Raw genomic sequence first — 23473 nt, forward strand, 5'->3', positions numbered from 1 at the left:
GACGCGCGGAAGGCCCCGCCGGGGCCCGCTCCGCGACGGGAGGGGGCTGACGGGGCCTTCAGGGCGCTCGGGGAGGTCAGTCGCCGGTGCGCTTGGGACGCCAGACGACCAGCGCGTTGCCCGGCACGGGCGGCTGGTACGGGACCAGGTCGCGGCGGTACGAGGCGTGCACCTGGGCCTCGCGGGCCCGCAGGGCGGCGGCCGCCCCGTCCACGGCGGCGGACAGCTCGGCGACGCGCTGCTGGAGCGCGGCCACCTGGTTCTCCAGTTCGATGATCCGCTTGATCCCCGCCAGGTTGATGCCCTCGTCCTGGGACAGCTGCTGCACCGTGCGGAGCAGTTCGATGTCCCTGGCCGAATACCGCCGGCCGCGGCCGGCGGTACGGTCCGGGGAGACCAGGCCGAGGCGGTCGTACTGGCGCAGGGTCTGCGGATGCAGGCCCGAGAGCTGGGCGGCCACCGAGATCACGTAGACCGGGGTCTCGTCGGTGAGCTGGTACGCCCCCTCGCCGAAGCGGGGCTGTCGTCGGCGGCCGTCCATGTCATGCTCCCTTCGCGGACTCGAACAGGAGGGCGCGCGGGTCCTCGGACCCGGTGGCGTCCCGGTACATCTCCAGGGCCTCGCGGGCCTTGTCCGACAGCTCCGCCGGGACCGCGACCTCCACCGTGACGAGCAGGTCGCCGCGGGTGCCGTCCTTGCGGACCGCGCCCTTGCCGCGGGCCCGCATGGTGCGGCCGCCGGGGGTGCCCGGGGGGAGCTTCAGGGTGACCGGCGGGCCGCCCAGGGTCGGCACCTTGATGTCGGCGCCCAGGGCGGCCTCCGCGAAGGTCACGGGGACCGTCACCGTGAGGTTGTCGCCCTTGCGGCCGAACACCGGGTGCGTGCCGACGTGCACCACCACGTACAGGTCGCCCGCCGGGCCGCCCCGCTCGCCCGGTGCGCCCTTGCCGCGCAGCCGGATCCGCTGGCCGTCGGAGACGCCCGCGGGGATCCGGACCTGCATGGTGCGGGAGCTGCGGGCGCGCCCGCTGCCCTTGCACACCTCGCAGGGGGTCTCCGCGATCAGGCCGCGGCCCTTGCAGTCCGCGCAGGGGTCGGTCAGCGAGAAGCCGCCGCCGCTGCCCCGGGAGACCTGGCCGGTACCGACGCAGGTCGGACACACCCGGGGGGTGCCGTTCTGGTCGCCGGTGCCCGAGCAGGCCTTGCAGGGGGCCTGCGAGGACATCCGCAGCGGGACGGTCGCGCCGTCCACGGCCTCCGTGAAGGAGAGGGTGACCTCCGACTCGATGTCCTGGCCGCGGCGCGGCTGGGTGCGGGGGCCCGCACCGGTGCCGGCGCCCCGGCCGAACAGGCCGCCGAAGACGTCGCCCAGGCCGCCGCCGAAGCCGCCCTGGCCGCCCTGCTGCGTACCGCCGAACAGGTCGCCCAGGTCGAAGTTGAACGAGGCGCCGCCGCCCGGGCCGGGGCGGAAGCCGCCGTTCCCGAACAGCGCGCGGGCCTCGTCGTACTCCTTGCGCTTCTTGGCGTCGCCGAGGATGTCGTTCGCCTCGGAGATCTCCTTGAAGCGCTCCTCGGCCGAGGCGTCGCCCTTGTTGGCGTCCGGGTGGAACTCGCGGGCGAGCTTCCGGTACGCCTTCTTGATCTCGGCCTCGGTGGCGTCCTTCGGGACACCGAGGACCTTGTAGTAGTCCTTCTCGACGAAGTCCTTCGTGCTCATCCCGGGTGTCCCTCCTCTCGGATCCCTACATGGTGTGCGTCAGCCCTCGTCGGGGGCATCCGTGTCCTTGTCGGACGGCGTGTCGCCGTCACCGGACTCGGACTTCGCCGCGGGGGCCGCGCCCGGCTGGGGCTCGGCCACCGCGACCCGCGCGGGGCGGATCGTGCGCTCGCCGATCCGGTACCCCGGCTGCAGGATCGCCACGCAGGTCGTCTCGGTGACGTCCGGCGCGTACGAGTGCATCAGGGCCTCGTGGATCGTCGGGTCGAAGGGCTCGCCCTCCTTGCCGAACTGCTGCAGCCCCATCTTGGCCGCGGCGGTCTCCAGCGACTCGGCCACCGACTTGAAGCCGCCGACCAGTTCGCCGTGCTCCCGCGCCCGGCCGATGTCGTCCAGGGTCGGGAGGAGCTCCGTCAGCAGGCTCGCGACCGCGATCTCCTTGACGGCGACCCGGTCCCGCTCCACGCGGCGGCGGTAGTTCTGGTACTCGGCCTGGAGCCGCTGGAGGTCCGCGGTGCGCTCGCCGAGCGCGGTACGGGCCTGGTCCAGCTGCGCCAGCAGCGCCACGTCCTGGGCCTTGTCCCCGGCCGGGGCCGCCTCGCCCTCCGTGGAGGAGTCGGCGGCCTTCGGCTCCGCGTCGTCCGCGCCGGCGCCGGTGGGGACTTCAGGCTCCTTGTCGAAACCCGGGGTCTCCTCCGACATCAGGCAGCGCCGCCCTTCGGCTTCTCGTCGTCGACGATCTCGGCGTCGACCACGTCGTCGGCGGCGTCCGCCGCGCCGGCCTGGCCCGCGTCACCGGCGGCCTGGGCGGCCTGGGCGTCGGCGTAGATGGCCTGGCCGAGCTTCTGGCTGACCGCGGCCAGCTTCTCGGTCGCGGTGCGGATCTCGGCGGTGTCCTCGCCCTTGAGCTTGTCCTTCAGCTCGGTGACGGCGGCCTCGACCTCGGCCTTGACGTCGGCCGGGACCTTGTCCTCGTTGTCCTTGACGAACTTCTCCGTCTGGTAGACGAGCTGCTCGCCCTGGTTGCGGGACTCGGCGGCCTCCTTGCGGCGCAGGTCCTCCTCCGCGTACTGCTCCGCCTCCTGGCGCATGCGGTCGACCTCGTCCTTGCCGAGCGAGGAGCCGCCGGTGACGGTCATCTTCTGCTCCTTGCCCGTGCCGAGGTCCTTGGCCGTGACGTGCATGATGCCGTTGGCGTCGATGTCGAAGGAGACCTCGATCTGCGGGACGCCGCGCGGGGCCGGCGGCAGGCCCGTCAGCTCGAACATGCCGAGCTTCTTGTTGTACGCCGCGATCTCGCGCTCGCCCTGGTAGACCTGGATCTGCACCGACGGCTGGTTGTCCTCGGCCGTCGTGAAGATCTCCGACCGCTTGGTCGGGATGGTCGTGTTGCGCTCGATGAGCTTGGTCATGATGCCGCCCTTGGTCTCGATGCCGAGGGACAGCGGGGTCACGTCGAGGAGCAGGACGTCCTTGACCTCACCCTTGAGCACACCGGCCTGGAGGGTGGCGCCGATGGCCACGACCTCGTCCGGGTTGACGCCCTTGTTGGCGTCCTGGCCGCCGGTGAGCTCCTTGACGAGCTCGGCGACGGCCGGCATGCGGGTGGAGCCGCCGACCAGGACCACGTGGTCGATCTCGGACAGCTGGATGCCGGCGTCCTTGATGACGTTGTGGAACGGGGTCTTGCAGCGGTCGAGCAGGTCCGCGGTGAGCTGCTGGAACTGCGAGCGCGTGAGCTTCTCGTCCAGGTGCAGCGGGCCCTCGGCGGACGCCGTGATGTAGGGCAGGTTGATCGTGGTCTCCGTGGAGGAGGACAGCTCGATCTTCGCCTTCTCGGCGGCCTCGCGCAGACGCTGGAGCGCCATCTTGTCCTTGGACAGGTCGACGCCGTGGCCGTTCTGGAACTGCTTCACCAGGTAGTCGACGACGCGCTGGTCCCAGTCGTCACCACCGAGGTGGTTGTCACCGTTGGTGGCCTTGACCTCGACGACGCCGTCGCCGATCTCCAGGAGCGACACGTCGAAGGTGCCGCCACCGAGGTCGAAGACGAGAATGGTCTGGTCGTCCTTGTCGAGGCCGTAGGCCAGGGCGGCGGCCGTCGGCTCGTTCACGATGCGCAGGACGTTCAGACCGGCGATCTCGCCGGCCTCCTTCGTCGCCTGGCGCTCGGAGTCGTTGAAGTACGCCGGGACGGTGATGACCGCGTCCGTGACCTTCTCGCCCAGGTACGCCTCGGCGTCGCGCTTCAGCTTCTGCAGGATGAAGGCGCTCATCTGCTGCGGGTTGAAGTCCTTGCCATCCAGGTTGATCTTCCAGTCAGTGCCCATGTGGCGCTTGACGGAGCGGATGGTCCGGTCCACGTTCGTGACCGCCTGGCGCTTGGCCACCTCGCCGACGAGGACTTCGCCGTTCTTGGCGAAGGCGACGACGGACGGCGTGGTCCTGGCACCCTCGGCGTTGGTGATGACGGTGGGCTCGCCGCCTTCGAGAACGCTGACGACGGAGTTAGTGGTGCCCAGGTCGATGCCGACCGCACGTGCCATTTCGATTCCTCCAGCTGACTTGAGTGGAACAGACTCAAGGATGCCCCAAGGCCGGGCGAGCGTCAACAGAGGTGAGCCGAGGGGGCTCAACCTTTAGGCTCCCCCTACGCTCAGGCCGCCTCGGCGGAACCACCCCCTCGACCCTCCCCGCAGGCCCTCGACCGCGGAACACGCCCGAACGGGTTCCAGCGCCCCGGGCGCGCCGCGCGGCGCGCCGGGGCCGCCGCGGGCGTCCGGCAGCGTGCTGGCATGCCTTCGCTCCTCCCCCTCCCCGCGCGGCCGGGGCTGCGGCTGCGGCTCCGGCCCCGACTCCGGTGGCCCGCCCGGCCGCCCGCCAAGCGGGTCTGCGACCTGGCCGGGGCCGCGCTGCTGCTGGCGGTGTGCGCCGCTCCGCTGCTGGCGGCGGCCGCCGCCCTGTACGCGGCCTCCCGCGCGCGGGTCCTCGTACGCGAGCCCGCGCTCGGGCTCGGCGGGCGGCCGTTCGGGGCCTGGCGGCTGCGCACCGAGGGCGCCGGGCGGACGGGGGCGCTGGTGCGGCGGTGCGCGCTGGAGGGGCTGCCGCGGCTGCTCAACGTGGTGCGCGGGGAGATGTCGCTGGTCGGGCCGCGCCCGGAGCCGCGTACCGACCACCCCGAACGACTGCTCGTACGTCCCGGAATGACCGGATTGTGGCAGGTCAGCGCCCGCTCCGACCTACCCTGGGAGGAGATGGTGCTGCTGGACCGGCACTATGTGGAGAGCCATTGGCTGGGGATGGATCTCGCGATCCTCGCGAAGACCCCTCGGGCGGCCTACCGACAGAGGCAAGCCTGAGCGACACAGATCACCGCACGCTCACCTACAGTGCGGCGCGGGAACTGGGTAACCTCAAGCCTTGACTCAATAAGTTACCGCTTAGTAAGTCCCGCCCGAGGAGCCCTCCCATGCAACTCGCCGCGATCATCGTGTCGCTGGTCCTGACCGTGGTCGGCGTCGCGCTGATCGCCCGAGCCGTGGCGCAGATCTACCGGTTCGTGAAGCTCGGCCAACCCGTACCGGCGGGCAGCCGCACGGACCGCCCGAAGGACCGAACGATCACCCTGGTCAAGGAGTTCCTCGGCCACACCCGGATGAACCGGTGGGGCATCGTCGGCTTCGCGCACTGGTTCGTCGCGATCGGCTTCCTGACGCTGCCCCCCACCCTGGTGCAGGCCTTCGGCCAGCTCTTCCAGGCGGACTGGCTGCTGCCGATCGTCGGCGACTTCCTGCCCTTCGAGCTCTACACCGAGTTCATCGGCGTGATGACGGTCGTCGGCATCGCCGTCCTGACGGTGATCCGCCTGCTCAACCTTCCCTCGCGGGCGGGTCGCAAGTCGCGCTTCGCCGGCTCGAAGGCCTGGCAGGCGTACTTCGTCGAGTACGTCATCCTCACGATCGGGTTCGCGATCCTCGCCCTGCGCGGCCTCGAGGGCGCGATCCACGGCGTGGAGTCGTACGAGCCGGCGTACTTCGCCTCCTACCCGCTGGTCCTGGCCTTCAAGGGGCTCTCGTACAGCGGCCTCCAGACCGCCATCTACTTCACCGCCATGGTGAAGATCAGCGTCTCGTGCATCTGGATGATCACCGTCTCGCTCAACACCAACATGGGTGTGGCCTGGCACCGCTTCCTCGGCTTCCCGAACATCTGGTTCAAGCGCAACGCCGACGGTTCGACGGCGCTCGGCGCCCTCCAGCCGATGACCTCGGGCGGCAAGGAGATCGACTTCGAGGAGCCCGGCGAGGACGACGTCTTCGGCGTCTCCCAGGTCGAGCAGTTCTCCTGGAAGGGCATCCTCGACTTCTCCACCTGCACCGAGTGCGGCCGCTGCCAGTCGCAGTGTCCCGCCTGGAACACCGGCAAGCCGCTGTCCCCGAAGCTCCTCATCATGTCGCTGCGCGACCACGCGCACGCGAAGGCCCCGTACCTGCTCGCGGGCGGCGGCAAGGACATGGAGGGCAACGAGAAGGCCACGGCGGAGCAGCTCGCCGGTGTCCCGGCCGCGGCGCTGGCCGAGGCCGAGCGCCCGCTGATCGGCACCGCCGAGGAGAACGGCGTCATCGACCCGGACGTGCTGTGGTCCTGCACCACCTGCGGTGCGTGCGTGGAGCAGTGCCCGGTCGACATCGAGCACATCGACCACATCGTCGACATGCGCCGCTACCAGGTGATGATCGAGAGCGCGTTCCCGTCGGAGGCGGGCACGATGCTCAAGAACCTGGAGAAGAAGGGCAACCCCTGGGGCCTGGCCAAGAAGCAGCGCGTGGAGTGGACGAAGGAGGTCGACTTCGAGGTCCCGATCATCGGGAAGGACGCGGAGGACCTCTCGGAGTTCGACTACCTGTACTGGGTCGGCTGCGCGGGCGCCCTGGAGGACCGGGCGAAGAAGACCACCAAGGCCTTCGCGGAGCTGCTGAACATCGCGGGCGTCAAGTTCGCGATCATGGGCGGTGACGAGAAGTGCACCGGTGACTCGCCGCGCCGTCTGGGCAACGAGCCGCTGTTCCAGCAGCTGGGCCAGGAGAACGTGGCCATGCTGAACATGGCCTTCGGCGAGGACGACGACGACCCGTCGACGAAGAAGCCGAAGTCGGCGAAGCGGATCGTCTCCACCTGCCCGCACTGCTTCAACACCATCGCGAACGAGTACCCGCAGCTGGGCGGCGAGTACGAGGTCATCCACCACACGCAGCTGCTCCAGCACCTGATCGACGAGGGCCGGCTGACGCCGGTGACGCCGGTCGACGGCCTGATCACGTACCACGACCCCTGCTACCTGGGCCGGCACAACAAGGTCTACACGCCGCCGCGCGAGATCATGTCGGCCGTGCCGGGGCTGCGTCAGCAGGAGATGCACCGCCACAAGGAGCGGGGCTTCTGCTGCGGCGCCGGTGGCGCGCGGATGTGGATGGAGGAGCGGATCGGCAAGCGCATCAACAGCGAGCGCGTCGACGAGGCCCTGTCCCTGAACCCGGACATCGTGTCGACGGCGTGCCCGTTCTGCCTGGTGATGCTGACCGACTCGGTGAACGGCAAGAAGAACGACGGCCAGGCGAAGGAATCCGTCCAGGTCGTGGACGTGGCGCAGCTGCTGCTGGAGTCGGTGAAGGCCCCGGAGCCGACGGAGGAGGAGCTGGCCGAGGCGGCCGCCGCCGCGGAGGCCGAGGCGAAGGCGGAGGCCGAGGCGGAGGCGGCGGAGGCCGCTGCGAAGGCCGCGGCGGAAGCGGAGGCCAAGGCGAAGGCGGAGGCCGCCGCTGCCGAGGCGAAGGCGAAGGAAGAGGCGGAAGCGAAGGCGAAGGCCGAGGCTGAGGCCGCTGCCGAGGCGGAGTCGGGAGCCGAGGCTGAGGCCGCCGAGCCCGAGGCGGCTCCGGCGAAGCCGGAGAGCGACGCCGACGCCGATGCCGACGCCGAGCCGGAGGCCGAAGCCGAACCGGAGGCCGGCGCCCCGGCCGAGGCGGAGACCGAGGCCGAGGCCGCTCCGGTGAAGACCGAGGCCGCGGCGGAAACGCCGGCCGAGCCGAAGGCAGCCGAGCCGAAGGCGGCCCCGGCGAAGCCGGAGAGCGACGCCGCCGCCGAGCCGAAGGCCGAGGCCGAGGCCCCGGCCCAGCCCCAGGCCGGGACGGCGGAGCCCGAGGCTCCCGAGTCCGAGGACAAGGGCGGGACGAAGTCCGAGGCGGCCAAGTAGCCGCAGGCCCGCCAGGACGGCGCAGCGAGACGGCCGGTTCCCCGTACGTACGGGGGACCGGCCGTTCCGCGTTCCCAGAGGGCAGGGGCCGGGGCGCACCCCGGCCCCGATACGTACGCATTCCGCCAACCGCGCAGCGAACCGCCCCACAGCCCCCCACACTCGGGCAAACCACCCACCCGCACTCCCCCTAGGGGATGTCACAGGTCAGCCGCAAAGGCCGCCGGTTCCGGCGGCCCGGCCACGGCCGCCCGGCGGAGCAGGTACTTTCGATCACGTGGCTGGATTCAGGATCGGACGCGGCAGGGACGACAACCACCCCCCGCAGCAACCCCCGCACACCCCGCGGCAGCAGCCGTACGGTCAGCAGCAAGCGCCGCAGACGCCGTACGGCCATCAGCCCTACCCGCCCGCCGGTCCGCCACCGCAGCAGCACTGGCCGGCCCAGGGCGCCGCGGGCGACCACGGCGAGCCGGAGTACTTCGACCCGTACGGCCAGCAGGGCCCCGCGGGCCGGCACGACCACCACGGGCAGTACGCCCAGCCGCAGCCGCCGCACACCCCGTACGCGGCCCCGCACGAGCCCTCGTACGCGAACGACCCGGGCTACACCCAGGCGTTCTCCATCGGCGAGGACCCGTACGGCCAGGGCGCGACGTACCAGGCCGGCGCGGCCCCGGCGGCCCCCGTCGGACCGCGGCTGCACTGGAAGGACCTGCTGCGCGGCATCGTGCTGCGCCCGGGGCCGACCTTCTTCCAGATGCGGGACTACGCCGTCTGGGGTCCGGCGCTGGTCGTGACCTTCGTCTACGGCATGCTCGCGGTCTTCGGCTTCGACAAGGCCCGCGAGGACGCCATCAAGGCGACCCTCACCCAGGTGATCCCGATCATCCTCAGCGCCGGCGTGGCCTTCGTCCTGTGCGGCCTGATCCTCGGCGCGGTCACCCACACCCTGGCCCGCCAGCTGGGCGGTGACGGCGCGTGGCAGCCGACCGTGGGCCTGTCGATGCTGGTCATGTCCATCACGGACGCGCCGCGCCTGCTGGTGGCGGTGTTCCTGGGCGGCGACAACATGGTGGTGCAGGTGCTGGGCTGGGTGACCTGGCTGGCGGCCGGCGCGCTCTTCACCTCGATGGTCAGCAAATCGCACGACCTGCCCTGGCAGAAGGCGCTGGGCGCGTCCGCGATCCAGCTGGTCGCCCTGCTCTCGATGATCAAGCTGGGCACGCTCTAGCCGCCGCCCGGTACGCACCCGTACGGAGAAGGGCCCGCCGCGCGAGTCGCGCGGCGGGCCCTTCCTCGTACTCCGTACTCCGTACTAGTACATCAGGCGTCGAGGACCTGGCCCTCGCGCTTCACCACGGGCGGCTGGACGGACCAGGGGAACTCGATCCAGTCGTCGGTGCGCTTCCACACGTACTCGCACTGCACGAGCGAGTGGGACTTCTCGTAGATCACGGCGGAGCGCACCTCGGCGACGTGGCCGAGGCAGAAGTCGTGGACGAGCTTGAGCGTCTTCCCGGTGTCGGCCACGTCATCGGCGATGAGGACCTTCTTGTCGGTGAAGTCGATCGCCTCGGGCACGGGCGCCAGCATGACCGGCATCTCCAGCGTGGTGCCCACACCGGTGTAGAACTCCACGTTCACCAGGTGGATGTTCTTGCAGTCGAGCGCGTACGCCAGACCGCCGGCGACGAAGACCCCGCCGCGGGCGATGCTCAGGATGATGTCGGGCTCGTAGCCGTCGTCGGCGATGGTCTGCGCCAGCTCGCGGACGGCCCGGCCGAAGCCCTCGTAGCTCAGGTTCTCGCGTACTTCGCTCATGCCTCGTGCCTCACCTGGGTGCGGTGGAAGTTCTGGAAGGAACGCGAGGCGGTCGGCCCGCGCTGCCCCTGGTACCTGGAGCCGTACCGCTCGCTGCCGTACGGGAACTCCGCGGGCGAGCTGAGGCGGAACATGCACAGCTGCCCGATCTTCATGCCCGGCCAGAGCTTGATCGGCAGGGTGGCCAGGTTCGACAGCTCGAGGGTCACGTGGCCCGAGAACCCGGGATCGATGAAACCGGCCGTCGAATGCGTCACCAGACCGAGGCGGCCCAGACTGGACTTCCCCTCCAGTCTGGAGGCGATGTCCTCCGGCAGCGAGATCACCTCGTACGTCGAGGCGAGCACGAACTCACCCGGATGCAGGATGAAGGCCTCGTCGCCCTCGGGCTCGACCATGCGGGTCAGGTCGGGCTGCTCGATGGCGGGGTCGATGTGCGCGTAGCGGTGGTTCTCGAAGACCCGGAAGAACCGGTCGAGACGCACATCGATGCTGGAGGGCTGCACCATCGACTCGTCGAACGGGTCAATGCGAACCCGTCCGCTGTCGATCTCGGCCCGGATGTCTTTGTCGGAGAGAAGCACGTCCCGAGGATACGCAGAGCGCGCGGGCCGCCCCAATCGGGAACGGTCCCGCGCGCCCGTGACTGCCGGTCCGCCGCCCTAGCGCTTGACGCCGCCGACGGGCACCGCGTGCCGCAGCCGCGCGCACCGCGGACACCGCAGCAGCCGCCCGGGTCCGATCCGGCCGGCACCGAGGTGCTGCAACGGGAACGAAGCGGTGTTGAAAACATGCCCTTCGGCACAACGGACGACTGTGTGCTCCATCGAGTCCCTTTCCCCAACGAGCCGTACTGCGATGAATCGCCACATTAGGGGATGATCGGGACCCACTCCAGCCGCCGCTCCGCACCCCCACGGTACGCCCCAACTCCCGCCCCCACGAACCCTCCTGCACCCCGGAAACGAGAACGACCCCGAGGGGAGAATTCACCGGGGGTCGATCATGGGGTACAGTGTGCAACGGTAGGGATCCAGGCAGCTGGCCCACCTTGCGGATGTAGTTTAATGGTAGAACATGAGCTTCCCAAGCTTATAGCGCGGGTTCGATTCCCGTCATCCGCTCGTGAATGAAGCCCCAGGTCAGCGACCTGGGGCTTCATCGTTGTCTAGACCTCTCGGGGCTCCCGTGTCAGTTTCGCGCTGAAGCCTTCGCACGCAGCACCTCTACGCGCGCCGGCTTGCGCTGCCAACAGCCACGAGAGCCCAGCCCTCCTCACGTTCGCCCAAGTCAACCCAGCTGTCAGTGGGGCTTCCTAGAGTTGGTGACCCTGAGGTGGGCACGGCGCTTGGAGGAGTGGTGACGAAGGTTCCTGCGAGTCGGACAGTTGAACGAGCCGCCGTCAATGAGGTGCGGTCACTCCTGGAACGACATGGACACATCGTCCAAGAAGTTGAAGGCGGGAGCGACTTCGGAGAGGACCTCTATGTCTCATTCGTTCAGAATGGCCGCAGAACGGGCGATCTCATTGCCATTCAAGTGAAGGGTGGCCTCTCATTTCGCCGAGCATCAGGTTATGCGGTTTCAACCAGGAAACATGCGGATGATTGGCGGGGCAGCAATGTCCCGGTCGTCTGCGTCGTATACGACCCAGAGATGCAGATGCTCTACTGGGAGAACGCAACTAAAGTGCTGCGAGAATACAAGGCCGACGGCATCCCCCTTCGCTCCATACGAATCGACGAGTCCGCCATTCTCAGCGACGACACAGTATCGACCTTCGCCCGCGACATGAGGAGGTTCATCGAAGTATCGGAGGCAAGAGAAAAGGCTGGATTCAAGGAGGCGCAGAAGAGGTTCACCCTGAACCTGGAATCGATCGCACGGACCGATTCACCGCTCGGCGGGCACCCCAACAGGTTCTTCTTACCTGTGGCCCTGTTCATCGAGAAGCATCCCACGGCTATCGCGTGGTTCGCGATCTCAGTCGCCCACCTCGTGGGTCTTATTATCCTCTTCGCCATGTGGCCAACTTTTTGGGAGTTTGCCGACTCATACGCCGCGTCTGGCCCCACATGGATGTGGATGACCTCCCTTTACGGGTTCACCATCCTTAGCGCCTGCCTCGTTCTCTACGAAGCCAGACTCGGCAGACGTCCAATCATTCTGCGCGTCATGTCCTACGGACCTGTCCTCTCGATTTACTACCTCGCATTGGCCACAAAATGGCACTGGCTCGATCTGAGCCGACCCACTCTAGAAGGCATCGCTGACACAACGCCCGTCGTGATCAAGTACGCCATCTTCTTCACTGTCTCGTCTTACGCCGGAAAGGAAATCGTTCGACGGCGACGCTTGAGGTCTGCGTACGGAGAGCAGAAATAGGTGGTGCTGCGGCACGGACGCGGACGCAGAACCGGTGAGGTCCACAGACCAGACGGCGCCAACCTCGCGTCTCCCAGGCAAGCCTGGGAGACAATCGTGACAGAACGCGCGCCAGACGGGGCGCCTGTTTTCGCTGGTGAGAGCGCCTCAACGGCCCCGAAGACAGGGGGTTCCCGAGCTTCGTCGTTACCTAGACCTTTCTATGCCTCTCGCACCACACCGCGCCCGCAGCACCTCGCGCGATGTTCGAGGTGATGCGACAGGAGGTCCGCGAAGCGCCGGAGGCCGGCTTTCGCAAGCCACACGACGGCGTCGACAATCATGACCGGCGGGTTGCGTTTCTCGCCGGCGAGCCTGACCAACGTCTCCGCCACCTCATGTGGCAGTTCGCCGCACAGCCCGCACAGATACGAATCCGGGTCGATCACCCGCACTCCGCGCGCAGCCAAGTCAGCGGCAGGGTAGTCGGGGAGGTTCCACGTGATCAGCGCGTCCGCCCCTGCAGCCACCGCTGCGGCCGCATGGTGCCGGTCGTCGGGGTCATCGACGCCGTCCGGCCGGCGATCGTGGACACCGACAAGCTCCACTTCAACGACGCCGGCACCGAGCTCCTCGGCCGCACCATGGCCGACCGGGTGACCAGGGCGTCGCTTCCCATGGGGGAGACCACGACCGCCGACTTCAACGGTGACTCGGTCTCCGATCTCCTGGCCCGGCACGACCCCACCGGCACCCTGAAGGTGTGGTTCGGCCGCGGCGACGGCACCTTCTCCGCCGCGAAGGACGTCACCGGCGGCTGGCAGGACTACTCGGAGACCGTGGCCGGAGACTTCACGGGCGACGGCAAGGCCGACATCATGGCCCGCTACGAGAGCCCGATCAACGAGGAACGTCCTGCCGGGGACACGCTCCGTCTGTGGGTCGGCCGAGGGGACGGCAGCTTCCTGGCGCCCACGAACGTGACCGGCGGCTGGGACTTCACCCAGACCACCGCCGCCGACTTCGACGGCAACGGCGCCACGGACCTCATCGCCCGCGACTCCGACGGCAACCTCAAGATCTGGGCCGGCCGGGGCGACGGCACCTTCAAGGCGCCCGCCCAGCTCACCGCCGGCTGGGCCTTCGCGCAGACCACCGCGGCCGACTTCAACGGCGACGGAGCCGCCGACATCATCGCCCGCGACCCCGCCACCAACTCGCTCAAGATGTGGACCCACAACGCGGGCGGCTACTTCAACGCCCCGGTCAACGTCACCGGCGGCTGGAGCTTTTCCCAGACCGCCGCGGCCGGTGACATCGACGGCGACGGCAAGGCGGACATCGTCGCCCGCGACAACGCGACCGGCACGCTGAAGGCTTGGTCGGGCCGGGGCGAACCACCTTCAACGCTGCCCGCAACCTCACGGACGGCTGGTAGGCGGAGAGGGTGCGTGCCCCGAACGTGCCCTTCGGAACGGGCATCAGCGGTCGACACGGGTGCACACCGGTCTGCGGAACAAACACCACCAGAGCGCATCACCGCAGTTCAGGCGTTAGGTGATCAACCCGAGGGACGGTGATTCCCAAGCTTATAGCGCGGGTTCGATTCCCGTCATCCGCTCTTCTGCGAAGCCCCAGGTCGGTGACCTGGGGCTTCGTCGTGTAGCAAGTGGGGGTTCACAGGCGCCGGAGTCGTCAGGATGCCGAGACAAGGGGATCAGTAGTACTCACGCATGATCTCGGTGGCCCACTCGGGCTGGGTGGTGGTGCCGCGGGGGCCGAACTCGGCCATGTACGGCTTGATGTCGAGTACGGGGGTGCCGTCGACCGCGTCCAGGCCCTGCACATGGACGTCGAGTCCGTCGACTCGCAGCAGGCGGCAGCGGGAGACCCCGAGACGGTTGGGGCGGTTCTTGCCGCGCTGGGCGAAGATGCCGACCAGCGGCCAGTCGGTGTTGCCGCGTGGGTGACGGGCCCCTGTCTCCACCTTCTCCACTGGTACCCGGTCGAAGTGGTAGACGACCTCCACGTGCGAGAAGGAGTCCAGGCCCGCGAGCGCGTCGGGCTCGAACCGCTCGTCCAGCCGGATCACCGCCGACACCTCGCCCCATTCGTCGTCCCGGACCTCGGCCCGGCCTCCGACGATCCGACCGACCGGATCCGAGACGATCTCCAGGGGGGTGTCGCTCTCTGACATGTGCTGCGCCTTTCGCGAGACGGGAACGATCACGGGACACCGTACGTCGCGTACGGGGGCATGCGGCGGGGTGTCACACGGCTTCGGGAGCAGGCGTTCGCCAGAACGCCCGCAGCTGTTCGTGCGGTCGCCGCAACACGTCCCTCGGCTCCGCGTGGTCCGTCACGGACCCGTAGGACGCGGAGTGGATCGTCGGACACAGCGGGGTCATCACCCCACCCAGCGCCCTGCTGCGTGGAAACGCGATGCACCGGTGTCCAACCCTTGGGGAACCGTGCCCCAGCCGTGCCGCAGGTCAGGCGCTTGATTACCCGGCTGGGCATCGGTGATTCCCAAGCTTGTAGCGCGGGTTCGATTCCCGTCATCCGCTCTTCCAAGAAGGCCCAGGTCAGCGACCTGGGCTTTCGCCGTTGCCTAGATCTGCGCGGCCTTCGCGGTGCGGTGCGTCGACGGGTGTCGGCGAGCGTGCACTCGGCCATGGCGAACGCGTCGTCGGTGAGCCACGGCAGCCCCAGTGCGGGCGAATCACGCCATGCGACCTCGCCGGAGCGGTCGGCCACCGGCGAGGAGAAGATCTCGGCGGACCGTTCTCTCCCTTCGCGGAGCAGGTTGACGGCGAAGCGTCCGCGGTGGCATATCGCCGCCAGGACGGGACTGTGGCTCTTGATGGAGACGAGCAGGGTCGGCGGGGTTCGGGTGACGCTGATGAGCGAGGAGCAGGTCAGTCCCTGTGGGCCGTGTTCCGGGGAGCGGGTGGTGACGATGGCGACGCCGGAAGGGAAGCCACTCATGAACTCCGTGAAGCTTTGGGACGCGGCGGCCGCGGGGCCGGCCGCGCGGCGGCCTCAGGCATCGGGCCGACCGCCGTGGTCGGCCCCGACGAGGCGGTCGAGCCGCTGGGTGCACGCCTGGCAGGAGCTGGGGGGTGGCTGGCGGCCGGCGCGGCGGGAGCGGCTGTTCGAGCTGGTGGACCTGACCCCGGTGGCACCGGGGTCTCCTTCAGGATTGACGTCATCTCAGGACCCCACCGGGGCTTGAGCTTCCTGGTGTGCCTAGGGGCGGCGGGGCGGAAGACCCGGCCGGTGACCGCGCAGATCACGAAGACCGCGGCGGCAGCCGGCCAGCCGGCCGCCCCCAGCCGGACGACGACGAAGGACGCGAACAGCGGGCCGATGACGCGTTCGGCCGTAGCGCTGAGGCTGTAGACGGCGAGGAATCGGGGGCGCTTGTCGACCGGGGCGAGCTCTACCGAGAACCACCAGACCGCCCCGGTAAACCGGGCTTCGCCCGCGGACAGCAGGGTGACACCGAGAACCAGGGTCGCGGAGGTCGCCCAGGCCGTGGTGAGGCCGGCAATCAGGAAGGCCGTGGCGCCGGCGGCCAGGATGCAGCCCGATTGGACCAGGGCCCGGCCGGCGGTGGCCGCATCGGTGAGCCTGCGGGACAGCCGGGGCTGCGGGACGACGGTCACGACCGTGTTGATCAGGAAGAGCTTCCGGGCGGGAGGTGTTCACCATGGACCGCTGCAGGTACAGGCCTGGAGAACCAGCGCCTCGTTCAGCTGCAGCAGGGGCGAGCCGGCTGTGCCGACCGACCGGTCGCTCCGGTCGGAAGGGGGGCGGGAGGTGCGGAGGCCGATCAGGTGGACCTTGCGGCGTACTCCGGTCCGGGTGAGCGGGGCGACGCGGTGCGCTGTGGTGTCGCTGCGCCGCAGGCAGGCGTCGCCGGCGCGGTCAGCGCCGGACCGGTGGTGATGTCCCGCGGGAAGACGGCGTCGGGGGCGCACTCCAGCCGGCCCGCCTTCCTCAGGCGATTCGGGCACTTCCAGGAACGTCACGAGGGCGTAGGAGCAGCCGCCAGTATGCGCACCGTGGGTGTCGCTCTCGCGGTGGAGCGTTCAGCACGTGCCGCTCCGCAGGGTCGGGCACAGGCAGTGCCGCCTCCCTGACGAGCCCACAGATCAGCGCCGCCAGCCCGGGGCGGCGTACAGGCGCCCCACCGAACTGGACCGCGGGCGATCCGGGCAGCCCCCGCCCCTCCGAGGCAAGACCTCGCAGAGCGTGCGCCCGTGAACGAGGGGGGTCGGTGATCTGGTCCTTCGTCGTGCGTATCGTTGCCGCAGCCTTGGCGGGGAACCGACCGCACGAGGCCGGGAGGGGGAAGCATGTGGGACACCGTGGCACCAGGGGCGACGACCAGGCTTGAGGAATACCGGGACGAACTGACCAGGTACTGCTACCGGATGCTGGGGTCGTACGCCGAGGCCGACGACGCCGTGCAGGAGACGATGGTCCGGGCCTGGCGGAACGTCGAGCGGTTCGAGGGCCGTTCGTCGTTGCGGTCGTGGGTCTACCGGATCGCCACCAACGTGTGTCTGGACGCCCTGGCCGCGGGCAGGCGGCGGGCTCTGCCGATGGACCTCTCGGAGCCGTCACCCGGAGCGTCGCCCCCGGGAGCCCCAGAGGAGGCCGCCCTGTGGATCGGGCCCTGTCCCGGCGGGGGCCCCGAGGCGGTGGCGACGGCGGGCGAGTCGGTACGACTGGCGTTCATCGCCGTGCTCCAGCACCTGCCGCCCAAGCAGCGAGCCACACTCATCCTCCGGGACGTGCTGGCCTTCTCGGCCCGCGAGGTGGCCGAGCTGCACGGCTCGACCGTCGCCTCGGTCAACAGCGCTCTGCAGCGGGCCCGAGCCACACTCGCCGCGCACCGCGGCCCCGTCGACGACTCCGGCACCCAGCCCCCCGATGCCGTCCGCCGGACGCTGGCCGAGCGGTATGCGATTGCCTTCTCCCGCTACGACATGGAAGAGCTGAACATGCTGCTCCACGTCGACGCCACCCTGTGCCTGCCTCCGTACGCGAAGTGGATGCGCGGGGTCTCCGACATTCAGGCGTGGCTGAACGGCCCGGCCGTCGGCTGCCGCGGCTCCCGTCTGATCCCGACCACGGCGAACGGCACCCCCGCCTTCGGCCAGTACCGGCCGAGCCCAGGCGGAACGGGTTACGAACCCTGGGCACTCCAGGTCATCGAATTCTCCGGCAACCGCATCAGCGGCATCAACGCCTTCCGCGACACCGAGCGCTTGTTCCCCCTCTTCGGCCTGCCCGCACGCATCGACCCGAACTCCTCCGTTGAACGCCTGAAGGACCCCGTATGACCTGGGCAGAGCGCACCGTCGTCCGTGAGAACGTCCGTGTTTCCTGCCGTGACTGGGGTGGATCAGGGGCACCTGTCGTCCTGCTGCACGGGCTGGCCGGCCACGCCGGCGAATGGGACGCCATCGCCCGAGACCTGAGCCCCCGCTACCGGGTCGTCGCTGTCGACCAGCGCGGCCACGGTGCCAGCGAGCGCCGGCCGGCGGACGTCTCCCGGGCTGCGTACGTGGCGGACGCCGTCGCCGTGGTCGAACAGCTCGGCCTCCAACAACCCGTCCTGGTAGGCCAATCGCTGGGCGGCCACACCGCCATGCTCGCCGCTGCCGCGCACCCCGGGTTCTTCCGCGCGCTCGTCCTCGTGGAGGCGGGGCCGGGTGGGCCAAACCGTCAGGTCCAGGCGGAGATCGGAGGTTGGCTCGATTCCTGGCCCAGGCCGTTCCCGTCGCGGGAGGCTGCCGTCGAATTCCTCGGCGGCGGCCCGGTCGGCGAGGGCTGGGCGGCCGGCCTGGTGGAACGCGAGGGCGGCTGGTGGCCGCGCTTCGACCGAGACGTGATGGTCGAGTCACTGGCGGAGATCGCCCAGCGGTCCTTCTGGGACGAGTGGTCGAACGTGACGTGCCCGACCCTGGCCGTCCTCGGCCAGACCGGCATCATCGCGCCTGCGGAGATCGACGAGATGCTCCGGCGACGGCCGGAGACCGTGGCGTTGACCGTGGCCGGGACGGGGCACGACGTTCATCTGGAGCGGACGAACGTCCTGCGGCACGTACTCGATCGGTTCCTCGAAGACGTCACGTGATCTGCCACCGGCCGGACGGCGGGACCACGATCGCGTTCACTGACCGCTGTTCTCGGCGAGGGTGTGGGTGACGAGGGCGTTGGCGCGGCCGTGGCCCAGGCCGTGCTCGGGCATGAGCCAGTTGACGAGCTCCATGTGCTTCGTCAGCGGGGACAGCGGATGAGGTCCTTCCACTCGGCGATCGGACGGCAGTAATGATCGTGGTGGTGTCGATGACGCCGGCGAGAGAAGCGGTCCGCTAGCGGTTCGCCGGGGTGCCGGCCAGCCGAGCCGTCACCCCGGTCAGCCACAGCAGACCGAGTCCCGCGCCGGCGGTGAAAGCCAGGACGGAGACGGCCGAGGTCAGGAATCCCGCGAGGACGACCACCGGCACGACGCGGGAGGCGACGGCCCAGCCCCGCAGGCCCCGGGCGGCCAGCGGACGGGCCAGGACGACGAACGCCGAGCACAGAGCGAGATAGCCGACCATCCCGCCGACCATGTGGACGACGCCGCGCCCACTCATCACGGTCGCGTCGGGGGCGCCGACGGGAAAGCCCGCCCCGGCGTCGGCCGGGAAGGCCGCAGCGACCCAGAAGGAGAGGGCGAACACGCCGACCAGGACCGGGCCCCAGGTCCCACCCGGTCCGCCGCGCAGCACCCGTCGCAGTCCGGCCGCGCCGGCGATCAACAGCGCGCCGGCGAGCAGGAAGTTCACCGTCTGGACCCAGCCCGACTCGCCAAGGGCAAGCTGGCTGATCGCGTTCCGGGTGACGTCGAAGCCGTCCCGCGCAAAGCCCTGGCCGAGTCCGACCGCCAGGAACAGCGGGCCGGCCACCATGCCGCCGGTCACCGCCCACCGCGCCGTCGGGCGCGGTGCGGGCGCGCTGGAGACGATGTCGTGCGGGGCGGTCAGCGTGTGGGTCATGGGGGCCTTCCTTCCGTCGGCGGTTTCGCTGGTATGACCGACGGCAAGAGGCGAAGTAATCGCCCCCAGTGATGTGCGCTGGATCACACGACTATGGGGATTCCCTCGCGCTCGCGTCACTGGAAAGTGCGTGCCGCAACGTGCCCCTGTGCCATAACTACCCGATCGGGGCGTCAGGTTGGTGCCGTGCCCCTGTGAGGATCACCTCGCCCGAGCAGTCCGCACGGATGCCGACGGCGCGGGCACAAACATGCGCCCGGCCCCAGCCGGGCTGGGCCGCCCGCTGTCGCCGGGCACCCGCTGGAGCCGAACGGTGGCGTTTCGTGCCAAGGGCCTGGGCGCCGGCAAGGACTCGCTTCCCGTCATCCGCTCTTGCAAGAAGGCCCAGGTCAGCGGCCTGGGCTTCTTCGTTGTCCGAGCTCTTGGCCCGGCCGCCTCAGGCGCTGCCCCGATTCTCCGCGCCAACGAGGATCCGGCTTCGCCCACCCGCCGGCCCGACCGCGGCAGTCGACGCCCCTCCGACCGGCAGGGCAACGCAGAGCCCGCACGCTCACCCCCGACCCGCCAGGCGTGAGCGTCGTCCATGCGTGCACCAGCCACTTCGGGGCCCGGTCAGGGCGTGAGTCGCACGTGTGATCCGCATGGCCGGAGAACCGTCCCCCGGAATCCAGCGTCGGAGCGTACTCGTCGACTCGGCAGATGAACCCGTCCGCAGTGGGGGCGAGGGCCGAAACGCGTCGCATGGGCAACGCGGCGGGGCCCGTCCCGTACCGCGCCCGGTCGGCGCGGCAGCCCGCCCTCGGGGGTCAGGGAAGCGACGGGGGGTGGAGGCGTCCTGCGGAACGCGGTCAGGGCTGGTCGTCGGGCAGGGTTTCGGTGCTGCCGTCGGGGTGGATGAGGAGGCGGACCGCACCGCCGTAGCGGTCGTCGGTTATCACCGCGGGGGTCGGGAAGCCGAGCTGCTGGGCGCGCTGCTGGAGGATGCCGATGACGACGTCCTGGATGTTGCCGAAGGGCGGGGCCGTCACGGGGACCTCGTCGATCAGGCCCGCGTGGTGGGAGAAGACGCGGACTTCCGCGACCGGAGGGGTGGGCTGCACGACGACTGCCTTTCAGGAGTTCGGGACGGCTTCGCGGGTGGACGGCCGGTTCACGATGTAGGTGCCGCGCGAGACCCGGAGGAGCCGGCCCGCCTTGACCATGGCGGACAGGGCGTTGCTGACCGACTTCCCCGCGTCCTGGTACGCACCCGGAGGCAGCGCTGCGACCACGTCGCGGCCCGTGAAGTGACCGGGGAAGGAGGAAACCACCGTCTCCACCGCGCGCCGCAGGCTGGGGACGCCCCAGGGGCCGGCCCCGCCCGCCCCCGGGGCGGAGTGGTGCGGGTGATCGTCGCACGGGGCGCCGACGTGGCCCTCGCCGTGGTCCTGGCGCGGGGTGAGGGGCTGGTAGCGCTTCAGGTGGGAGCCGAGCTCGCGCACCGCTTCCCGTACGGCCGCCAGGTTCCGGGCGTGCGCGACGGCGGCCGGGTCCGCGCTGGGGGCCGCGGGGACGAGCACCGCGGTGATGGCCTCCACATGGTGCAGGGAGTCCGCCAGGCGGCGCAGCAGGGGCTCGAGGATGTCCTGCCGCAGCGCGGCGACGGGATCGCTGGTCGCCAGCTCGACGCTCACGGAACCGGTCAGGGCGCTGTCCGTCAGCTCGTAGACGGTCTCGTCGCCTACGGCCGCACGCCAGGACTCCAGGCTCGTGCGGGTCCGGGTGACCGCCGCGAGGAGCTCGGGCGCCACCGCGGCGGACGGGGTGAACGCGAGCATCCCGGCGAGCTGCTCGGTGACCTTGAGCATGGGGAGCGTGGCGGACGCCAGCGGACCGAGCACGCTCTTCTGTATGGCCAGGGCCGGATCGGCGAGGGAGTAGGCGATGCGTGCTCCCGACGCGGCCGGAGCGCCCGCCTTCGACACCTCGTCCGTGTCGGTGCGCGGTCGGCGGTCCGCCGGGTAGTGCTGTGCCGGATCCTGCCGCTGGGCGGGTACCGGCCCCGGGCCCGGCCCCGGGCCGGAACCCGGTGACCGGCGTGCCCGGTGCTCCTGGAGGGCGCTGAACGCGTCCAGTACCGCGGCTGCTTCAACCGCTTCACCGCAGCCGTCACCCGTGGCGGACGCGGTGGCGGTCAGGCGTCCCAGGCTGTCACCGATGTGCAGCCGCCTGCGGATCCAGCGCCGGTCCTGCTCCGTGGTGGCAGCCGCGTAACCGCCCGGATCGGACCGGATGACAGAGCCCTGCAGGCATTCGGCCCACACGGGGCAGGAGAAGCACAGCTGCCGGGCCGCATGGGTGAGGGCCTGGCTCCGCCTCATGCGGAAGGGCAGTTCCGGAGCACCTGCGGACGGACGTGTCAGGAGCGGCTCCGCGAAGATGTCGGGCCGCCGCTGGCAAGGCAGAAGCGTCGTGGTGGCCGGCAGTAGCGCTGCCGGCCGGGTTCTCATCGCTGTCCTCGCCATGAAAGAAGTCCCCCGATGTTCTTTGTGACCAACGGGGACTCTAGAGCAGGTCAATTGGCAGCGGCAAAGCCGTACCGCCTGCTGTGGACCACTTATTACACAACGGAAATGCCGGGCCACCACCTCACCGCGCATCCGTGTCAGCGGCTGCCGCGATCCGGCGGAGGCCCCGGCGCCCCAGCCTGGGTTCACGCCGGTTTACGCGTGAGAACGCTCCGCTACGGAGCGTCAGAACGCCTACGACGCAAAGGAATCCAAGGGGTACGCCGTACAGCGGCGCCACCATTCCCACCCCGGACGCGCCGACGAGCAGTACGTCGGCCAGTACGACGGTGACGCCCCGGCGGCCCCGGGGCCGCTTGAGCATCCAGGCACCCAGCAGCGCCATGCCGCCGAGCGCCCAGTAGCCGAAGACCGCCTGGCCGCTCAGAAGTCCGCCGGAGGAGCCACGCGCGATGTCGCCGGCGGCCGCCAGGTAGCCGGTCATCGCGGCGGTGACGACGGTCGAGGCGAGACCGAGCAGCAGCTGGCCGCGACGGCGCAGCAGCCACACAAGCAGGGCGAGGGCCAGCAGCGCGGCCATCGTGATGAACGAGGCCATGCTGGTCGAGGCGAGCACGAAGAGGGTGTAGGCGCCGGCGATGCCGAAGACGATCCGGCGGAGCAGCCGCACGGCCCACGCGTCGTCACGCTCCTGACGGAGCAGCCGAGCGAAGGAGTCGCGGAAGGGGCGAAGGGACATCACGGACCGTCCATACCTGTTGCGGGGGCGCGGAGGGTGAGGACCGGAGCGCCCGCGCTTTCAGCTCCGGAGACCGGTCCGGCGGTCTCGCGCCGGGTGATGGTCGTCGGCTGCTGGAAGCCCATCTGCCAGAGCGGGCTGGGCGGGCGCTTCGGCGTGGCCTGCTGCTGCTCGGGCGCCTCGACGGCGGGAACCTGTGCCTGCCCCGGGGCTACGGCCTCCATCAGATTGTCGATCTTCGCCTTGCGGGCCTCGGGGGTGTCGGCCGCGAAGGCGTACGGGTCGATGTAGCGGGGGAGGTCCTTGTTGTCGAACTGCGCGACGGCCCGCACGGCGTTCGTGCCGGCCTCGGCCCGAGTGACCTCGGGCCAGGACTGGGGGGCCTCGTACACGAAGTGGATGTTGTGCAGTCCGACGTTCTCGTTCTCGCAGAGCGTGCCGAGTTCCTTCTGGTGCAGGACCGCCCTGGTGTTGCCGATGTCCGCGAAGACCACCACCCGCCCTTCGGCCAGCCCGCCGTACGTCGCGGAGATCTCGTCCCATTTGGCCTTGGCGTAGCCCGGGCCGAAGCCCGCGCGCGCGCCACCGAGCGCCTCAATGACCTCGTCTTCCCAGAGGAACATGTCGTCGAGTTCACGACCGCCCGGGGTCGTCTCCAGGGTCTGTGCGGTCCCGGGATCGGTCGCGTTCTGCTGTGCGGCCCACTCCTCCGCTATGAAGCGCTGGGACAGGAACGGGACGCCCCGGTCGTTCTCCGGCGCTTGCGGGTGCTCGATGCCGTACGACCAGAAGGCACTGACCGGCTTCGTCCCTTCGGGCGGCGAGAGCTTCGTCTTGTCCGTGGCAAGGGCGTCGATGTAGGCCTTCGGCTTCATGTTCGCGGCCGCAGCGGCGGCTTTGATGCGCGCCACCACGGCTTCCGGGTCGCTCTTGGCATCCAGGGCCGCCTTCTCCCGGGCCTTCGCCCGGAGCAGAGCGCCGCTCAGTATGCCCTCGGGTATCGGTTCCGGACTCAC

Annotated in this window: 21 protein-coding genes, 1 tRNA gene and 3 pseudogenes; 8 read left to right on the forward strand and 17 right to left on the reverse strand. The window is 70.0% G+C overall.

The annotated features are described in order from the left end of the window. Window positions 1-76 precede the first annotated feature (76 nt). Genes ACZ514_RS10900 through dnaK form a run of 4 tightly spaced genes read right to left on the reverse strand, consistent with a single transcriptional unit; the run spans window position 77 to window position 4264 of the window. Window positions 77-541 (reverse strand): heat shock protein transcriptional repressor HspR, encoded by a 465-nt coding sequence (locus tag ACZ514_RS10900; RefSeq protein WP_467890142.1) that lies wholly within the window; start codon window positions 539-541, stop codon window positions 77-79. Window position 542: 1 nt separating this feature from the next. After that, window positions 543-1718 carry a molecular chaperone DnaJ gene (gene dnaJ, locus ACZ514_RS10905; RefSeq protein ID WP_468163695.1) on the reverse strand — a complete coding sequence of 392 codons (1176 nt, stop codon included), beginning with the start codon at window positions 1716-1718 and terminating at the stop codon, window positions 543-545. A gap of 39 nt (window positions 1719-1757) precedes the next feature. After that, on the reverse strand, window positions 1758-2420 hold the full coding sequence (gene grpE / locus ACZ514_RS10910; protein ID WP_388933285.1) for a nucleotide exchange factor GrpE: 663 nt from the start codon (window positions 2418-2420) through the stop codon (window positions 1758-1760). Then, a complete protein-coding gene (gene dnaK / locus ACZ514_RS10915; protein WP_468163699.1) occupies window positions 2420-4264 on the reverse strand; it encodes a molecular chaperone DnaK in 1845 nt (614 codons plus the stop codon). Before dnaK ends, grpE begins: the two co-directional genes overlap by 1 nt. A gap of 249 nt (window positions 4265-4513) precedes the next feature. Here dnaK and ACZ514_RS10920 point away from each other — a divergent pair, with 249 nt between their 5' ends. From ACZ514_RS10920 to ACZ514_RS10930, 3 genes and pseudogenes are all read left to right on the forward strand, one after another. Next, window positions 4514-5077 carry a sugar transferase gene (locus ACZ514_RS10920; protein ID WP_468163701.1) on the forward strand — a complete coding sequence of 188 codons (564 nt, stop codon included), beginning with the start codon at window positions 4514-4516 and terminating at the stop codon, window positions 5075-5077. Window positions 5078-5187: 110 nt separating this feature from the next. Further along, window positions 5188-7404, forward strand: a pseudogene (locus tag ACZ514_RS10925) (heterodisulfide reductase-related iron-sulfur binding cluster); the annotation flags it as partial. 838 nt (window positions 7405-8242) lie between these two features. Next, window positions 8243-9199 carry a Yip1 family protein gene (locus ACZ514_RS10930; protein ID WP_469124555.1) on the forward strand — a complete coding sequence of 319 codons (957 nt, stop codon included), beginning with the start codon at window positions 8243-8245 and terminating at the stop codon, window positions 9197-9199. 92 nt (window positions 9200-9291) lie between these two features. On the opposite strand, the gene ACZ514_RS10935 is transcribed toward ACZ514_RS10930, so the two are convergent. After that, window positions 9292-9789 (reverse strand): phosphoribosyltransferase, encoded by a 498-nt coding sequence (locus ACZ514_RS10935; RefSeq protein WP_388933271.1) that lies wholly within the window; start codon window positions 9787-9789, stop codon window positions 9292-9294. Further along, entirely contained in the window at window positions 9786-10373 is a 588-nt protein-coding gene (dcd, locus tag ACZ514_RS10940) for a dCTP deaminase (protein ID WP_007265045.1), read from the reverse strand. The genes ACZ514_RS10935 and dcd overlap by 4 nt, the downstream gene beginning before the upstream one ends. A 469-nt stretch (window positions 10374-10842) precedes the next feature. Here dcd and ACZ514_RS10945 point away from each other — a divergent pair. Beyond that, window positions 10843-10913: transfer RNA gene (locus ACZ514_RS10945), tRNA-Gly, on the forward strand. 211 nt (window positions 10914-11124) lie between these two features. Then, complete coding sequence (locus ACZ514_RS10950) at window positions 11125-12174, forward strand: DUF4365 domain-containing protein (RefSeq protein WP_469124556.1); 1050 nt, start codon at window positions 11125-11127, stop codon at window positions 12172-12174. Between the two features lie 200 nt (window positions 12175-12374). Here ACZ514_RS10950 and ACZ514_RS10955 read toward each other — a convergent pair whose 3' ends face one another. Beyond that, complete coding sequence (locus ACZ514_RS10955; RefSeq protein WP_469124557.1) at window positions 12375-12893, reverse strand: VapC50 family PIN domain-containing toxin; 519 nt, start codon at window positions 12891-12893, stop codon at window positions 12375-12377. On the opposite strand from ACZ514_RS10955, the gene ACZ514_RS10960 reads away from it, so the two are divergent. Beyond that, window positions 12831-13733 carry an FG-GAP repeat domain-containing protein gene (locus ACZ514_RS10960; RefSeq protein WP_469124558.1) on the forward strand — a complete coding sequence of 301 codons (903 nt, stop codon included), beginning with the start codon at window positions 12831-12833 and terminating at the stop codon, window positions 13731-13733. The genes ACZ514_RS10955 and ACZ514_RS10960 overlap by 63 nt on opposite strands. A 137-nt stretch (window positions 13734-13870) precedes the next feature. On the opposite strand, the gene ACZ514_RS10965 is transcribed toward ACZ514_RS10960, so the two are convergent. From ACZ514_RS10965 to ACZ514_RS10980, 4 genes and pseudogenes are all read right to left on the reverse strand, one after another. Next, window positions 13871-14350 carry an SAM-dependent methyltransferase gene (locus ACZ514_RS10965; RefSeq protein WP_469124559.1) on the reverse strand — a complete coding sequence of 160 codons (480 nt, stop codon included), beginning with the start codon at window positions 14348-14350 and terminating at the stop codon, window positions 13871-13873. A 29-nt stretch (window positions 14351-14379) separates the two neighbouring features. Next, window positions 14380-15141 (reverse strand): flavin reductase family protein, encoded by a 762-nt coding sequence (locus tag ACZ514_RS10970; protein ID WP_469124560.1) that lies wholly within the window; start codon window positions 15139-15141, stop codon window positions 14380-14382. Continuing rightward, entirely contained in the window at window positions 15138-15821 is a 684-nt protein-coding gene (locus ACZ514_RS10975) for a hypothetical protein (protein ID WP_469124561.1), read from the reverse strand. Before ACZ514_RS10975 ends, ACZ514_RS10970 begins: the two co-directional genes overlap by 4 nt. Window positions 15822-15860: 39 nt before the next feature. Next, window positions 15861-16232 (reverse strand): annotated as a pseudogene (locus ACZ514_RS10980) (HalD/BesD family halogenase); the annotation flags it as partial. Between the two features lie 282 nt (window positions 16233-16514). Here ACZ514_RS10980 and ACZ514_RS10985 point away from each other — a divergent pair. Then, the gene (locus ACZ514_RS10985; protein WP_469124562.1) at window positions 16515-17507 is read left to right on the forward strand and encodes a sigma-70 family RNA polymerase sigma factor; all 993 of its coding nucleotides are present in this window, start codon (window positions 16515-16517) and stop codon (window positions 17505-17507) included. Next, window positions 17504-18304 (forward strand): alpha/beta fold hydrolase, encoded by an 801-nt coding sequence (locus ACZ514_RS10990; protein ID WP_469124563.1) that lies wholly within the window; start codon window positions 17504-17506, stop codon window positions 18302-18304. Before ACZ514_RS10985 ends, ACZ514_RS10990 begins: the two co-directional genes overlap by 4 nt. Before the next feature lie 36 nt (window positions 18305-18340). Here ACZ514_RS10990 and ACZ514_RS10995 read toward each other — a convergent pair. The 6 genes and pseudogenes from ACZ514_RS10995 to ACZ514_RS11020 all read right to left on the reverse strand — a co-directional run. After that, window positions 18341-18498 (reverse strand): annotated as a pseudogene (locus tag ACZ514_RS10995) (DUF4287 domain-containing protein); the annotation flags it as partial. A gap of 44 nt (window positions 18499-18542) precedes the next feature. Then, a complete protein-coding gene (locus ACZ514_RS11000; RefSeq protein ID WP_469124564.1) occupies window positions 18543-19211 on the reverse strand; it encodes a DUF998 domain-containing protein in 669 nt (222 codons plus the stop codon). Window positions 19212-20059: 848 nt separating this feature from the next. Beyond that, the gene (locus ACZ514_RS11005; protein WP_468163720.1) at window positions 20060-20311 is read right to left on the reverse strand and encodes a hypothetical protein; all 252 of its coding nucleotides are present in this window, start codon (window positions 20309-20311) and stop codon (window positions 20060-20062) included. A gap of 12 nt (window positions 20312-20323) precedes the next feature. Further along, window positions 20324-21850 carry a WhiB family transcriptional regulator gene (locus ACZ514_RS11010; RefSeq protein ID WP_469124565.1) on the reverse strand — a complete coding sequence of 509 codons (1527 nt, stop codon included), beginning with the start codon at window positions 21848-21850 and terminating at the stop codon, window positions 20324-20326. Further along, complete coding sequence (locus tag ACZ514_RS11015) at window positions 21840-22457, reverse strand: hypothetical protein (protein WP_468698443.1); 618 nt, start codon at window positions 22455-22457, stop codon at window positions 21840-21842. The genes ACZ514_RS11010 and ACZ514_RS11015 overlap by 11 nt, the downstream gene beginning before the upstream one ends. Next, a complete protein-coding gene (locus ACZ514_RS11020; RefSeq protein WP_469124566.1) occupies window positions 22457-23473 on the reverse strand; it encodes a hypothetical protein in 1017 nt (338 codons plus the stop codon). The genes ACZ514_RS11015 and ACZ514_RS11020 overlap by 1 nt, the downstream gene beginning before the upstream one ends.

Source organism: Streptomyces sp. NPDC034086, from assembly GCF_055575515.1.